The 15,200-nt window shown below is 53.6% G+C and carries 13 protein-coding genes and 1 pseudogene; 10 read left to right on the top strand and 4 right to left on the bottom strand.

What is annotated here, in order from left to right; translation table 11 throughout:
* The 6 genes and pseudogenes from AUK29_05915 (at position 1) to AUK29_05890 (ending at position 6,034) form a co-directional block, all read left to right on the top strand.
* A pseudogene (locus AUK29_05915) lies at positions 1–396 on the top strand (hypothetical protein).
* A gap of 6 nt (positions 397–402) precedes the next feature.
* Complete coding sequence (locus AUK29_05910; GenBank protein OIP63853.1) at positions 403–1,515, top strand: molecular chaperone DnaJ; 1,113 nt, start codon at positions 403–405, stop codon at positions 1,513–1,515.
* A 388-nt stretch (positions 1,516–1,903) separates the two neighbouring features.
* Positions 1,904–2,626: a hypothetical protein gene (locus AUK29_05905; protein ID OIP63852.1), complete on the top strand. Its 723-nt coding sequence runs from the start codon at positions 1,904–1,906 to the stop codon at positions 2,624–2,626.
* Positions 2,627–2,643: 17 nt separating this feature from the next.
* Positions 2,644–3,819, top strand: a complete 1,176-nt coding sequence (locus tag AUK29_05900) for a hypothetical protein (GenBank protein OIP63851.1) — start codon at positions 2,644–2,646, stop codon at positions 3,817–3,819.
* A 5-nt stretch (positions 3,820–3,824) separates the two neighbouring features.
* Positions 3,825–5,321, top strand: a complete 1,497-nt coding sequence (locus tag AUK29_05895) for a glycerol kinase (GenBank protein ID OIP63850.1) — start codon at positions 3,825–3,827, stop codon at positions 5,319–5,321.
* Positions 5,318–6,034, top strand: a complete 717-nt coding sequence (locus AUK29_05890; GenBank protein ID OIP63849.1) for a hypothetical protein — start codon at positions 5,318–5,320, stop codon at positions 6,032–6,034. The genes AUK29_05895 and AUK29_05890 overlap by 4 nt, the downstream gene beginning before the upstream one ends.
* 34 nt (positions 6,035–6,068) lie before the next feature.
* On the opposite strand, the gene AUK29_05885 is transcribed toward AUK29_05890, so the two are convergent.
* The 3 genes from AUK29_05885 to AUK29_05875 form a co-directional block, all read right to left on the bottom strand.
* Positions 6,069–6,359 carry a plasmid stabilization protein gene (locus AUK29_05885; protein ID OIP63848.1) on the bottom strand — a complete coding sequence of 97 codons (291 nt, stop codon included), beginning with the start codon at positions 6,357–6,359 and terminating at the stop codon, positions 6,069–6,071.
* Positions 6,356–6,580 (bottom strand): hypothetical protein, encoded by a 225-nt coding sequence (locus AUK29_05880; GenBank protein OIP63847.1) that lies wholly within the window; start codon positions 6,578–6,580, stop codon positions 6,356–6,358. Before AUK29_05880 ends, AUK29_05885 begins: the two co-directional genes overlap by 4 nt.
* A gap of 171 nt (positions 6,581–6,751) precedes the next feature.
* Positions 6,752–8,119 carry an adenosylmethionine--8-amino-7-oxononanoate transaminase gene (locus AUK29_05875; GenBank protein ID OIP63846.1) on the bottom strand — a complete coding sequence of 456 codons (1,368 nt, stop codon included), beginning with the start codon at positions 8,117–8,119 and terminating at the stop codon, positions 6,752–6,754.
* A gap of 78 nt (positions 8,120–8,197) precedes the next feature.
* On the opposite strand from AUK29_05875, the gene AUK29_05870 reads away from it, so the two are divergent.
* The gene (locus AUK29_05870) at positions 8,198–8,800 is read left to right on the top strand and encodes a hypothetical protein (GenBank protein OIP63845.1); all 603 of its coding nucleotides are present in this window, start codon (positions 8,198–8,200) and stop codon (positions 8,798–8,800) included.
* A 78-nt stretch (positions 8,801–8,878) separates the two neighbouring features.
* On the opposite strand, the gene AUK29_05865 is transcribed toward AUK29_05870, so the two are convergent.
* Entirely contained in the window at positions 8,879–9,940 is a 1,062-nt protein-coding gene (locus tag AUK29_05865) for a hypothetical protein (protein OIP63844.1), read from the bottom strand.
* Positions 9,941–10,265: 325 nt separating this feature from the next.
* Here AUK29_05865 and AUK29_05860 point away from each other — a divergent pair, with 325 nt between their 5' ends.
* The 3 genes from AUK29_05860 (at position 10,266) to AUK29_05850 (ending at position 14,874) form a co-directional block, all read left to right on the top strand.
* Positions 10,266–11,888 (top strand): phosphoenolpyruvate carboxykinase (ATP), encoded by a 1,623-nt coding sequence (locus AUK29_05860; GenBank protein OIP63843.1) that lies wholly within the window; start codon positions 10,266–10,268, stop codon positions 11,886–11,888.
* 257 nt (positions 11,889–12,145) lie between these two features.
* Positions 12,146–13,321, top strand: coding sequence for a hypothetical protein (locus tag AUK29_05855; protein ID OIP63842.1), 1,176 nt, complete (start codon positions 12,146–12,148; stop codon positions 13,319–13,321).
* A 164-nt stretch (positions 13,322–13,485) separates the two neighbouring features.
* Entirely contained in the window at positions 13,486–14,874 is a 1,389-nt protein-coding gene (locus tag AUK29_05850; GenBank protein OIP63854.1) for an NAD(P)(+) transhydrogenase, read from the top strand.
* Positions 14,875–15,200: the final 326 nt, after the last annotated feature.

The following is a 15,200-nucleotide window of genomic DNA, read 5'->3' as shown; positions in this document are numbered from 1 at the left end:
CAGTCCATTAAGATCACGGCATCGAGCGGGCTTTCTGAGGAAGAGATTCAAAAGATGATCCAGGATTCGGAATCGCACAGACAGGAAGACCACAAACTGAAAGAACTGGCCGATGAGAGGAACGCCTGCGATGCGCTGGTCTACAATACGGAGAAGACCATCAGGGAATATCGGTCTAAAATGGATCCTTCGGACCTTGCCTTCATTGAGGAAGCCCTGAAGTCGGCGCGGCGCGCCTTACAGGGGTCCGATGCTGCCGAGATTCAAAAAGCCAAAGACGAACTGAAGAAGAGGTCCTACAAGTTTGCCGAGCAGATTTATAAAGATCCTCAATCCTCCGAAGGCGCGGTCTATGAGATCGATCCTGATGAGGACAAGGTCAATCTTGAAGAATGATCATCTATGGATAGAAAAAGAGATTATTATGACATTCTGGAGATCCACCAAAACGCTTCAGATGCAGAGATCAAAAAGGCGTACCGCCGTCTTGCCATGAGGTATCATCCGGACAAGAACCCGGATGACAAGGAAGCCGAAGGCCGCTTCAAAGAAGTCAATGAGGCCTATGAAGTTCTTTCAGACCCCCAGAAGCGCGCGACGTACGATCAGTTTGGGCATACCATGGGTTCAAACGGTTTTGCCGGTTTCCGGACGGAAGGGTTCGGCGGTTTAGGGGATATCTTCGGAGACATTTTCAACGATTTTTTCGGGGGAAGCGCGGAGGCCAGGCAGAGAAGGCCTCAGAGAGGCTCGGACCTGCGCTACAATTTGGAGATCAGTTTTGAAAATGCGGCCATGGGCCTTCAGACGGAGGTGGAGATCCCGAGGATGGAGACCTGCGGTGAGTGTCGTGGCCGCCGGACTGAGAAGGGCCGGAGCCCTGAACGATGCCCGACGTGCAGGGGGCTCGGTCAGGTGCGTTACCAGCAGGGTTTCTTCAGCATCAGCCGGCCCTGCAGTCATTGCAACGGCGAAGGTGTGGTCATTACCCACCCCTGCAAGACGTGCGGAGGGAAAGGACAGGTCCAGGCGGTTCGGACGATCAGCGTGAAGATCCCTCCCGGTGTGGAGACCGGCACAAGGCTTCGGCTGAGCGGAGAAGGCGAGGCCGGAATGAACAACGGCCAGAGGGGCGACCTGTATGTGGTCATCCGGGTCAAGGATCACGAGTTCTTTGCACGTGAAGGGAACAACATCCTCTGTGAGTTTCCCATCAGTTTCAGCCAGGCGGCGTTGGGCGACCGGATCAGGGTCCCTACGCTCCACGGTCCGGAGATGATCGAGGTCAAGCCGGGGACCCAAAGCGGAAGCGTGATCATTCTGAGGGGCAAAGGGTTTCCGAGCCTGCACGGCTACAGCGTCGGGGATCAGCTTGTTAGGATTCAGGTGGAGACGCCCACTCATCTCAACCCCAGGCAGAGAGAACTGCTTGAAGAGTTTACTCGGATCAGCGGTGAGGATGTGCATCCCATCAGCCGGAGTTTTTTTGAAAAAGTCAAGGGGATCTTCGGGTGAGGGTCTGCGACAAATTTATGGGTACATATTTCTCTAAGAGCGTCATTCCCCGACTCGATCGGGGAATCCATGGTTCGACAAGCTCACCATGACAATTGTCACCCTGAGCCTCTCGAAGGGTGGATTGTGCGGTCGGGTCTGTCCTCCGACTGGATCGGGGGATCGGAGGACAGGTATTTTTGTCGCACACCCTTCGGGTGAGGGTGCTCATGATCCTGGAACGGCGATTCTTTAAAAGGCTTAAGCCGTTCCATACACTCAATGTGTAAGGCAGGCTCTTTTTTCTGCTCAGGTTTCATCTTCCAGTGATAACACACGATCAGCTATTTGGGAGTTTTTGTTGAGATATTTTTTTATCAGCCCGGACCGGGTTTTTAAAGAGACTCTGATGTTGGACAGGGAGAACGGCAGGCATATCCGTGATGTGCTGCGTATGAGAATCGGGGATACCTTGCAGGTTTCAGACGGTTCCGGCCTTGTTTACAGGGTAAAGATCTCAGGGTTCCCCGAGGGTGAGGTTTCATGCGCCATCCTGGGAACATCTTCCATCCCGGATTCATGCTCTCTTAGGATCACCCTCTTGCAGTCCGTTCCCAAAGGAAAAAGGATGGAGTGGCTGGTACAAAAGGCCGCTGAGATAGGAGTCCATGACATCATTCCCATCTACATGGAACGGTCCGTCCGGATTCTCGATCCGGAAAGAACCGGCCACTGGCTTAAGCGATGGCAGCGTATTGCACAAGGAGCCTCCAGACAGTGCGGCCGGCCGGATTTTCCCCGGATCAAAGATCCGGTGATGCTCCATGAAGCCGTGAATCAGGTAGATCACGTCCCTCTTAAAATATTCTTCGATGAGAACGAGAAGGTCAGAACCCTTCGTAAAGTACGAAATGCCTGCCCTGAACCGGGAAGCATCGCCCTCCTGGTCGGGCCTGAGGGAGGAATCTCAAGGGAGGAGGCCGGTCTGCTGAATGAACACGGTTTTATACCGGTCTCGCTGGGGGGCCTGATCCTGCGCTCTGAGACGGCGGGGATCCTTTCAGCCGCCCTGGTTCGGTATGAGTGGGGCGCAGCCGATCCCGCCGGCAAACCGGTGTCCATAGGCCGCTGATCCCCGGAAAGTGAGCGATGAAAAGTTTTTCCTTCAAGATTCTCTACGTCAGTATTTTTGCGCCCTCCATCCTCTATGTCCTGACGCTGCCGTATCTGCAGCTCTGGTTCAGGAATGATCTGACTCGTGTGTTACATCAGCAGCTCATTCAGAACGATTTTGAGCTTCTTCAGGGGAAGGTCAGCCTTTATGATGAAGTGAATAAGAACGTTGTTTCCATACTTGCCAAAAGTCGGGCTGCCCGTCTGGGAGCGGAGACCGGGGTGCGTATCACCGATGCCCAGGAGAACGTCATCTATCCATATTATGAACACCTCCTTTCACCCTTTATCAAAGGCAAGGTTCCGGAAAAGAAACCCGGTTCTCTTTTTGATGAAAATGGATATATCGCGAACCAGGCCGCCGGAAAGGTGGAAGACTACCTGGAGAAATACTCGGAATACATCCAGGGGATGAATATCGTGGTTTCGGTAAAAATCCCGGTGACCTCATGGCTGGGGAGCGGCATTCTGCTGGCCTATATTCTGTCGACGGTGGTTTTTCTATATCTCTATTACCAGCGATCCTCCCTGCTTGAGGAAAAGAGGATACACGATATGGAGGAAAGGTTCGAAACCGAAAAGCGTACGGTGATCGATCAGGTGGAGCATGAACTTCAGGAGGCCCGCAGCAGACTCTCCGATATCAAGACCCAGGAGGACGTGTGGATACAGGAAGTGGAACGGCTGGAAAAGGAGAAGGCTTCCCTGGAAGAAGAGCTCCTTGTGACCATCGAGCAGACCGAGGAGCAGAAGGAAAAGATAGACACACTGGAAGAGAAAGCGGTCAGACATGAAGCGCAGAAATCCAGGTCCGTCAAGGAGGAACAGGCCCTGTCCGAACGTTTTGCAAAACTTTATCGGAATCTGGAAATGGACCGGAAGGCCGTGGAAGATCTTGTCCGTCTGGGGGATGAGAAAATAAAACTACAGGCCGAGGAGATGCTGAAACGGTTGAACGACGGAGATCCCGGTCTTAAGATCAGGAGGAAAATCTCCGGGGTTGAGAAGTGCGATGCCTTTGAGCTGGGTTTCGGATCATCCGGCCGGATCTACTATAGGCAGTCTGAGACCCGGCGGTTCAGGGTGCTCAGGATCGGAACCAAGGCGAGCCAGAGCAGGGATCTCGCCTACCTGCAGGGGAGGGCTGAATAAATTCGATGAAGAAGGCCGTCCTCTCCCTCGATCAGGGTACCACCAGTTCACGGGCCGTTCTCTTTGACCGGGAAGGAAGAATCCTCGCCTCCTCTCAGAAGGAGTTCAGGCAGATCTATCCCAGGCCGGGATGGGTGGAACATGATCCCATGGAGATCTGGGAGACCCAGCTTGACGTTGCCCGTGATGCGATCCGGAAGGCTGGCATAGCCCCGGCGGAGATTGCGGGGATCGGGATCACCAACCAGCGGGAGACCACGGTGATCTGGGAAAGGAAGACCGGGAGGCCGATCCATCACGCCATCGTCTGGCAATGCCGGAGAACGGCCCCAGCGTGCGAGCAGTTGAAGCAGAAAGGGTTGGAGGAGATCATCCGCAAAAAAACCGGACTGGTCATAGATGCCTATTTCTCAGGGACCAAGGTCCAATGGATTCTGAATCATGTAGAAGGGGCCGGAGAGATGGCCTTGAGAGGAGATCTCTGCTTCGGGACCATGGATTCGTTCCTGATTTATCATCTGACCGGTGGCGCCGTGCACGCCACCGATTATTCCAATGCCTCAAGGACCATGCTGTACAATATCCATGAGATGTGCTGGGACCGGGAGATTCTGAATGAGCTTGATATTCCAGAGGCCATCCTTCCGGAGGTGCGCCCCTCAAGCGGGGATTTCGGCTCCACACAGGCGGATCTTTTCGGCGGGGAGGCCATCCCCATTACCGGAGTAGCCGGGGACCAGCAGGCCGCTCTCTTCGGCCAGGTCTGTTTTCAGAAGGGGATGGTCAAGAACACCTACGGGACCGGCTGCTTTATGGTGATGAACACGGGGCCCGCCCCGGTGGCTTCGGGGAACGGCCTCCTCACCTCGATCGCCTGGGGCATCGGCGGGAAGATTACCTATGCCCTTGAGGGAAGTATTTTTATTGCCGGTGCGGCCGTCCAGTGGCTCAGAGACGAACTGAAATTTTTCGACCATGCTGAGGAGAGCGAGGCCCTTGCAAGGAGCGTACCCGATACGGGCGGGGTCTATGTGGTCCCGGCCTTTGTGGGGCTGGGGGCGCCTTACTGGGACATGTATGCGAGGGGAACGATCGTGGGGCTCACCAGGGGGGCCGGACGCGCCCAGATCATCAGGGCGGTCCTGGAGTCCATCGCGTATCAGACCCTCGATGTATTGAACGTGATGCGGCAAGACTCCGGCATTCCGATCCGGAGCCTCCGTGTGGACGGAGGCGCCGTGGGCAACCGCTTTCTTATGCAGTTCCAAGCCGACATCCTGAAGCTCCCCGTGGAAAGGCCCGAGGTTCAAGAGACCACGGCGCTCGGCGCCGCTTTCCTATCCGGTCTCGCTGTAGGTTTCTGGAAGAGCCTGGACGAGGTCTCCAGGATCTGGAGGCTCAAAGAGCGATTCCTCCCAACCATGGTCGAGAGTGAAAGAAAGGCCCTCTGCGCCGGATGGAACAGGGCCGTGAGATGCGCCATGGCATGGAGCCGGCGATGAAGGACTTCCTGGTGATCGCCCACCGCGGGGCATCATTCCTCGCCCCGGAAAACACCATCCCGGCCTTCCGCATGGCCATGGATCTCAAGGCGGGCATGATCGAGACCGATATTCGTCTTACTGCCGACCGGGTCCCTGTGCTCTCTCATGATGCAGACATCAAACGGATCACGGGGACGACTCTTCCCATCCATGACTTCACGCTGGCGGAGCTCCTAAGATACGATTTCGGTTCCTGGTTTTCAGATCCGTTCGCCGGAACCCGGATCCCGACCCTTGAAGATCTCCTCTCTCTCACCAAGGGAGAGATCCCCCTGAACCTCGAAATCAAGAAAGATGCCCCCCGGTCCCAAGGGATCGAAGAGAAGATCCTGGAGACCGTCACCGCAAGAGACATGGAAGATCAGGTGCTGATTTCCTGCTTTGACCTTCATGCCCTGAAGATCGTCCGGGATCTCCGGCCGGCAGTCCGGATCGGGATTCTCTATGACGGGAACGGGCACTGGAAGCCTTTGCTTGACCGGGCCTTGGAATTCAAGGCCGTCTCTTTTCATCCCGAGGAGCAGTCCGTTACCCCGGACATGGTCCATGCCTTCCACAGCAGAGAAATCCGTGTCTATCCCTACGTGGTGGACCAAATCTCCCGAGTCAAAGAGCTTGAGACGTGGGGCGTGGACGGGGTCTTTACCAACCGGCCGGAGATATTCCGGTAACTCCCCGATCTTTTCTATTTAAGAAAAGTTCAAATTATATTCGGTCTTTCCAATAGTCCGGTTTTCTATGAAGATGTGCAATGGCAACTATTAAAATTTCATCCTTCCGAATTTGATACATGATTCCATAAGGGAAGCGCCGAGTCTGAGTCCTTCTGGTTCGCTTTGAGCAAGACGGCCATGCTTCGGGATATTTTCCAATTCTATCAAGAACGTTCAATACTTCGCTCAGAAAAGCTTCACCAAGTCCGGATACTTCATAGTTGTAATATTCGATGGCTTCATACAGTTCAATCTGTGCTATTTCCAAGAATCGGATCCTCATTTCGGATCCTGCTTATATTTTTCAAGAATTTTTTCCAATGCAACAACCTTAATCTCTCCACGTTCATAAGCATCAATCCGGTTCTCAGCCTCCTTTACCCATAATTCGTCAATCTCTGCATCAGGTTTGTCCAGGCTATAAATCAGTTTGTCGATTAGTTCCGCTTTTTCTGCAGGTTTTAGATTCAATGCCTCTTTCAGAATTCTATTCGGGGCAGCCATGTCACTCTCCTTCTATTCATTTCATTCACTATCAAGGCCTGATACCCTCACACATTCATGTATATAATACCTCCGAGTTGTTTGTCAAGTTTTATGGAAGAGTCATGAAGTTTTGGCGCCGCTCTTTCAGTACTGAGAGATATTATCCCATCGGTCAAGTGGGATTCCACTTTATTCCGTCACTTCCCGGATCGCCGCTCCGGTGATTGCAACCATCTCCCGGATCTCTCCCTCTTCCATGCAAAGAGGCGGCATCAGGACGATCACGTTGCCGAGAGGTCTGATGATCATCCCTTTCTTCCGGGCCTCGAGGATCACCCGGTGGCCTACTTGATCCTTTAATGGATAGGGCTCTTTGGCCGCCCGGTTCCGAACCAGCTCGATCCCGACCATGAACCCCTTCTGCCTCACCTCACCCACGTGATTCAATCCTTGTAAACGAGCCAGTTCCTCTGAAAGGCACTGGATGCGTGCCTGGAAACCCGGCAGGACTTCTTCGGGCGAAAGCAGGGAAATGCTGGCCAGCGCCGCCGCGCAGGCCAGGGGATTTCCCGTATAGGTGTGGCCGTGGAAGAAGGTCTTGAATTCCTCATACGGCCCCAGGAAGGCATCAAAAACCTCCTGCGTAGTCAGGGTCGCGGCCAGGGGAAGGTATCCCCCGGTCATCCCCTTGGCCAGGCAGAGGAGATCGGGCGTGACCCCTTCCTGTTCACAGGCAAATAGCGTTCCGGTGCGCCCGAATCCCGTGGCTACCTCGTCGGCAATCATCAGCAGATCATATCGTGTGCAGATCTTCCGGACACGGGCGAGATAGCCCGGAGGGGCGGTCAACATCCCCGCCGCGCCCTGGACCAGCGGCTCGATGATCAGGGCGGCGGTCTCTTCATGGATCCGGCGGACCGTGTTTTCAAGCTCATCGGCACAGGCAAGGCTGCATGAGGGATACGTCATCTCCAGCGGGCATCGGTAGCAGTATGGAGAAGGGGCAAAATCACAGGGGAACAGAAGGGGATGAAAGAGATCATGAAACAGAGGTATTCCCCCTACGCTCACCGAGCCGATGGTGTCTCCATGATAGGCGTTGGTCAGGGCAATAAAGCGGGTCTTTTTACAGGACTTGCCCATCCGGTGCTGAAAGAACTGGAAAGAGATCTTCAGGGCGATCTCCACGGCCGTGGATCCGCTGTCCGAATAGAAGACCTTTTCAAGACCAGGAGGGGTGATTTTCACGAGTTTTTTTGCCAGCTCAATGGCCGGGACATTGGAGATGCCGAGGAGCGTGGAATGCGAGACCCGGTCAATCTGCTCCTTGATGGCCCGGTCGATCTCAGGCCTCCGGTGGCCGTGCACATTGACCCAGAGCGAGGAGACACCGTCCATGTAGCGTTTGCCGTGGATGTCGAAAAGATAGACCCCCTCAGCCCGTTCGATGATCAAGGGAGTTTCTTTCTCATATTCCTGCATTTGAGTGAACGGGTGCCAGATGTAGCGCCGGTCATCGTCCTCCAGTTCTTTCAGACGGTCTCTTTCCTGATCCATGGGTCCTTTCTCCCTCTTGAAGTTGTCATGACTTGATCATAAAATGAAACATAGAAGATTTTAAGAAGGTATGATAAAATGAATATAAAGTGTAAGCAAGATAATTTCTTTCATGGAGAAAAGGATATGGAAAGAGATGACCGGGCGCCTGGTTTGAAAAGATTTTTCCAGAAATTGACCCTCCTTTGTTTTCAACAGCTTTTCATTGATAATATGCCGGTTGCGGATTATGTCTCAAGCCTGCTTGCCCGTTTTGCCTCTACGGACCGGCTCTATAAGATCAAGAATGCCCTGGGCGAGAGGGTAGAGTATATGGTAGACTTCCTCACGGAGGCGAATTCCGCCATGGATCTGCAGAGCGACCGGTTCAGTCCGTTCAGAGAGCGGGAGATCAGGCAGCATATCGGTGATTATACACTCTTCATGACCGGGATTTACCGGGATTTCGTAGTCAAGGGTTCCTCACTCAAATATTATATGGACCAGGGAAAATACTCCTACTCCACGGTCTCGGAATTCGACCGTCTGGCCGAAAAGCAGGGAGCGGAAATCTTTCAGGACCTCTCCAGCCGTTTTGAATATTATTCCTGGGTGCTGGATTATATGAAAAAGGTCTATTTCAAAGACGCTTCAGTGTTGGGGCCCTACCGAGCCTCCATTCAAAGCCTTGCGGAGTGGTAAGGCCTCCATTTCGGACAAAAAAAGATCCCCCGACCTGGGGGATCTTTTTTTTTGTCTTGTGGGCAGTAACCGAGAGGTTTACCCGTTGCAGGCCGGGACATCCTGGCATGAAATATAAGGCGTGGTCGTACCATTCACAGTGATGTCGATACTGGAATCAGAGTGAATGGATATGACTGCATCTCCGTTTCCATGGAGGCTGACCTGTCCTCCGGTAGGGCAGGAGAAGTCATATGGATAGAGTACCGGTTCCTGTGTAGTGACCTGAACCCAACCGTCCATGCAGGTCGTCTGGACAAAGCCATCCATTGAGATTTGATATTGTGAGCCGGTATCTCCGAATCCGATCATGAAATTGTCGTAGGTTTCACTGAAGGGAGTACCCGCATCGTCTCCGGAGATGGTTCCGGTTACATTTACCTTCATGCTTTGGATCGCTATGGCTGTCTGATCCCAGACAATGTCTGTCACATTCATGGTGGCATCAAAATCGGCCGTATAATTCTCTACAGAGTCATGGCCATTGAATTTCAGGGTCATGCTCATTGACGAGGGTTCTGCGCAGGAACTGCCCGGAACCGTGACGTCCATGGTCCCATTGAGATCAACCCCGGACTCCACGCAGTTGTTCATGGTGATGGTCATATGCAGATTGTTTATTTGGGAGCAATCTGAGATGTCTATATCTCCATTCGGTCCGTCCCAGTTCATGGAAAGGTCCACGGTTCCACCCCCCTCGCAGGATTCCGGGGGCGTATCCGGCTGCTGAGATCCAAGGGCATTGACTTTACCTCCCCGGGACTCGGCGTGCATCTTGTTTAGAATTCTCTGAACATTCTTGAATAATGGAGGCTGGCTATTATCAGAAGAAGATGCTCCAACAGACTCTTCTGATATGAATGATTCAATCGCATCGTTGATTAAAGAACCGGTCTGAAGTATATCCGTGGTATGAGAAGAACTCGATGCATTCAGGGTTGCCAGTGTTTTTGTGTTTTCCGGTGTGGTGGACGTATTTTCCGAAGCAGGGTTCCCGCCGCCCCCGCCTCCTCCACCCCCGCATCCGCCCTGAATAAACGGTGTAAATGCCAAGACAACAATGAGAATAACGACCATTTCAAGAAATTTGTTGTTCTTCATATCCCCTCCCCATGTTGGAACAAAAAAATATTGAAAGTAGAAAGATTTTCTACGAATTTTGTATATTCTAAAAACATGTGAATGTCAACCGATATTATTTAATAAATAATATTATGACAAAATATCCATTTCAATAAGGCATTCCTATATCTTCTTGAAGCAAATTTAAATGGACAGAGGGTCTTAAGTTATGTTAAAAAATAACGGGTAGAGAAACTTCCGGCTCATCGAAGAATTCAGACCATGTTTTAAAGTATTATGGAATCAGAAGAATCGGGGAACTCCCGGTTCCTTGTTGTATCATGCCTGAAAGAGGGGAGTGACCATGCAATTGCAGCAGACGATCAATAAAAAATACGGCCTGGAAAACCACGGGATCAAGAATGTCGGGAATGTCTATTGGAATCTGACCACCGGGGCCTTGTATGAAGAGATCGTCCGGAGAAGGGAAGGGATGATCCTGCACCGGGGGCCCATTGCCGTGAAGACCGGGCATTATACGGGCCGGGCCGCAAACGAAAAGTTCATTGTCAAAGAGCCTTCAAGCGAAAGCCACGTCTGGTGGGGGCAGGTCAACCGTCCCATCGAGAAGAAGAAGGTGGACTTCCTCTTCCTTCGGCTGCTGGCCTATATCCAGGGCAAGGATCTCTATATTCAGGACTGTTATGCCGGGGCCGACCCCAAGTATCAGGTCCCGATCCGCATCATCACAGAGACAGCCTGGCATAATCTTTTCGTCAGGAACATGTTCGTCCAGATCGAGGACAAGGAGAAGCTCGCGAATCACGTGCCTGAGTGTACGATCCTGAATGTCCCTCATTTTCATGCCAACCCGGAACTCGACGGGACCAACTCCGAGGCCTTCATCATCGTGAACTTCGGCAAAAAACTGATCCTCATCGGGGGGACCAGCTATGCCGGCGAGATCAAGAAGTCGGTCTTTACGATCCTGAACTATTTTCTTCCAAGGGAGGACAAGGTTCTTCCCATGCACTGTTCGGCCAATGTGGGCGAGTCCGGTGACGTGGCCGTCTTTTTCGGACTTTCGGGCACGGGCAAGACCACCCTTTCAGCGGACCCTGAGCGAGGCCTGATCGGAGACGATGAGCATGGATGGAGCGACCACGGGGTCTTCAATTTTGAGGGGGGATGCTATGCCAAGGTGATCCGTCTTTCCCCCGAGGCGGAGCCCCAGATCTACCGTTGCACCCGGCGGTTCGGGACCATTCTGGAAAATGTCGGCGTGGATCCGGAGACGAGGCGGGTGGACCTGAATGACGCCACTTTGACCGAAAATACCCGAGCGGCCTATCACATATCGGCGATCCAGGGGTCCGTGATTTCGGGCATGGGCGGGCATCCGAAAAACATCATCATGCTGACCTGCGATGCCTTCGGGGTCATGCCTCCGGTCGCCCGTCTGACACCGGAGCAGGCCATGTACCATTTCCTCTCCGGGTATACGGCCAAGGTGGCAGGGACGGAAAAGGGGATAGGGGATGAGCCTCAGGCCACGTTCAGCACCTGTTTCGGCGCTCCCTTTATGGCCCTTCCGCCGGGCGTATATGCCACCATGCTCGGGGAAAAGATCATGAAATACCAATCGGACTGCTGGCTGGTCAATACGGGCTGGACCGGGGGCGCCTACGGCGCCGGGAAGAGGATGGATATTGCACATACCCGTTCGATCCTGCGGGCCATCCTGAGCGGCAGGCTCAAGGAAATCCCGACCCAGGAAGACCCCTTCTTCGGGCTCCACATTCCGGAGTCCTGTCCGGATGTGCCCAAAGAGGTCCTGCAGCCCAGGAACACATGGAAGGATCCAACAGCCTATGACACAAAGGCCAAGGAACTGGCCGGACTCTTCCACAAGAATTTTAAAAATTATTCCGACAATGTCCCTGATGAAGTCAAGAGCGCCGGGCCAAAATTCGGACGGGATGAGTAGTTTCAACCTGTACAAATCCCACCTCACCGTTCGGCTGAGCTCACGCCGAAGCCTCCCTTTTCCAAAGGGAGACCCCCTCTTATTTAAGAGGGGGTAAGGGGGAGTTATCCCTCTGAGGAGGGAGGAGGGGAGATTTTGCAATCCGTGTCAATTCTATTCCGAGACCCTTGAGTAAGAAGTTTAGGCGGCTTTCCCGGATAACAGGATAAAAGGAAAGCTCTTTTCCTGGCGTCCTCTCTACAAAGACTCGATCGTACATGGTTCACACCGGCCTTCAGCAGATCAAATCCAACCCGCCCGGTTTTTTAAAAAAGAACCGGATTGGTCTTCTGGTCAATCCAGCCTCTGTGGATTCAGGCCTGGTGCACTCCCGAGTGATCTTCGGAGAACTCTGCGGCAGGAATCTTAAGGCCCTTTTTGCGCCCCAGCACGGTATCTTCGGGGAGAAACAGGACAATATGATGGAGTCCCCGGACTCGGTGGACCGGGAACTCGGCATCCCGGTTTTCAGCCTCTATTCGGATACGAGGAAACCCACGCCGGAGATGATGAATGAGATGGATATTCTGGTCATTGATCTCCAGAATGTGGGCACCCGTGTCTATACCTTCATTTACACCATGGCTTACTGCCTGCAGGCCGCCGGCGAAACGGGCAGGAAGGTTGTAGTACTCGACCGGCCCAATCCCATCGGGGGACTGGAGGTGGAAGGAAACCTCCTCAAGCCGGAATTCGCTTCTTTTGTCGGGATGTTTTCCCTTCCCATGCGGCACGGCATGACCATCGGAGAACTGGCCCAGTTTTTCAACCGTGAGATGGGCATCGGCTGCGATCTCACGGTCGTCCCCATGCTGGGATGGCGGCGGGGGACCTTTTTCCAGGACACGGGACTCCCTTGGGTGATCCCTTCCCCGAACCTTCCCACGCCGGACACGGCGCTGGTCTATCCCGGGCAGGTCCTGCTCGAGGGGACCAACATCTCCGAAGGTCGCGGAACCACGCGCCCCTTTGAATGCTTCGGCGCGCCCTATATCGAAGTCAAGGATCTCGGCAGAAAGCTGCAGAAATATGCCTTGCCCGGGCTTATCTTCAGGGAACATCACTTTTTGCCGACATTTAACAAATGGAATGGAAAGATGTGCCACGGGTTTCAGATCCACGTCACGGACCGGAACGCCTTCCGCCCCTACCGGACGACCCTTGCCATTCTCCAGTCCGTGATCTCCCTCTATCCCGGGGAGTTCCAGTGGAGAAAGCCGCCCTATGAGTATGAAGAGAAAAGGCTTCCGATCGATATCCTGACCGGGGACGATGCCATACGCAGAGATCTGGAAGGGATGAAGCCCCTTGCCGAGATCGAAGAGGGGTGGCGGCAAGACCTCGACTCTTTTAAGGCTCGGCGGGAACAGTACCTTCTCTATGCCGGCGGTTGACCAGTTGACAACTCTTCCGGTTCCTTCGTATACTAAGTCCCTGGATTCATAAATTCGATGACGAGAATTGGCATGAGTAAACTCGAATAAACAACAGCAGTTTCCTTGTGTAGATTCGTGTCCATTCGTGGCCAAAAGGTTTTTGTTTTCTCTTGGTGGAGATCATGAAAAAATACGATGTTCTGGTTATGGGTTCAGGACCCGCCGGGGAAAAAGGGGCCATCCAGGCCGCGAAGCTTAAACGCCGTGTAGCCGTCATCGAGAAAAACCCCTTCATCGGTGGAGCAGGCCTTCAGACCGGTACCATCCCGAGCAAGACGCTTCGTGAAACCGCTCTCTATCTCTATGGCTTGAAACAGCGGGTCATCTACGGTTTCCATTGTGACCTGGGGAAGAACGTCAAGTTCCAGGAACTGATGCATAGGAAGGATACCGTGGTTCACCGGCAGATGGAGGTGATCATAGACCAGTTCACCCGCAACGACGTGGAGATCATCTATGGCGAGGCCTCTTTTGAAGACGCTCATACCCTTGCAGTCAGGGACAGCCAGGGGCGGGTGGAGAACTATCAGGCGGATGTGATTCTGATTGCCGTAGGTGGGAGGCCCAACCGCCCGCCCGAAGTCCCCTTCGGAGAACCCACGGTTTACGACAGCGACACCATCCTGCAGATTGATACCATCCCCCGCTCCCTGACCATCATCGGCGGAGGGGTGATCGGATGTGAATATGCATCCATCTTCGCCTGTCTCGGAACCGAGGTCACAGTCGTAGAAAAGCAGGAGCGCCTCCTGACTTTTGCCGATCAGGAAATCGTGAATTCGCTCTCCTATTGGATGCGCCAGTCCGGAGTGGTCCTGAGGCTTGGAGAAGAAATGTCAAAGATCGAGGTTGAGCATCCAGGCCGTGTGGTGACTCATCTCAAGAGCGGCAAACAGGTGGTCTCGGAGAAGCTCCTGTTTACCCTCGGCAGATCTGCCAACACAGAAGGTCTGAACCTGGAGAAGATCGGCGTAAATATAGGGAAGCGGGGGAGGGTGGAGGTGGACCAGGAATACAGGACAAGCGTGCCGAGTATCTTTGCCGCAGGTGACGTCATCGGCGGGCCTGGCCTGGCCTCGACCTCACAGGAGCAGGGACGCCTGTCCATGTGTGCGGCCCTGATGCAGGAGTGCCCGGTCTCGGGTCCATCGAACATCCTCCCCTATGGGATCTACACGATTCCCGAGATCTCCATGGTCGGAGAGACCGAGGAGAGCCTCACCAGGCAGGGGATCCCCTACGAGGTCGGGCAGGCCTTTTTCAATGAAGTGGCAAGGGGCCAGATCATCGGCGATATCTATGGGATGCTCAAGCTCCTGTTCCACCGTGAGAACCGCAGGCTTCTGGGGGTGCACATCATCGGGGAGCGTTCCACCGAGCTCATCCACATCGGACAGGCGGTCCTGAGCTTCAACGGGACCATTGATTATTTTATCAACGCGGTCTTTAACTACCCCACGCTTTCGGATGCCTACAAGGTGGCGGCGCTGAACGGGGTCAATCGGCTGTGAAATAGGGGCCATCCCTATTTTATTGATATTTTTTTTGTCATTGTCCGGCTCGACCGGACAATCCAGTTTGTTTTATCTGGATTCCCCGATCGAGTCGGGGAATGACATGCCTTGCTATGAGTGACGTGAGGGACGGACCCTATTGGCCCATAAGGAGAACGACCGTGCCGAAACAAACAAAGAATGTAGTCGAAATAGAAGGCATCACCCTGCATTTGAGCCATCCGGTGGACATCGAGAGTCAATGGATCGGTCAGAAGGAGATCCTGCGGCAGCTCCTTGCCTGCTGGATCGTGGTGGACAAGGATGATCTGCCGCTCGCTCCG

This window comes from Nitrospirae bacterium CG2_30_53_67, from assembly GCA_001873285.1.
In the GTDB taxonomy this organism is placed as follows: Bacteria; CG2-30-53-67; CG2-30-53-67; order CG2-30-53-67; family CG2-30-53-67; genus CG2-30-53-67.
The sequence above is the reverse complement of the archived record's forward strand: the minus strand, read 5'-3'. Positions and strand labels throughout refer to the sequence as shown.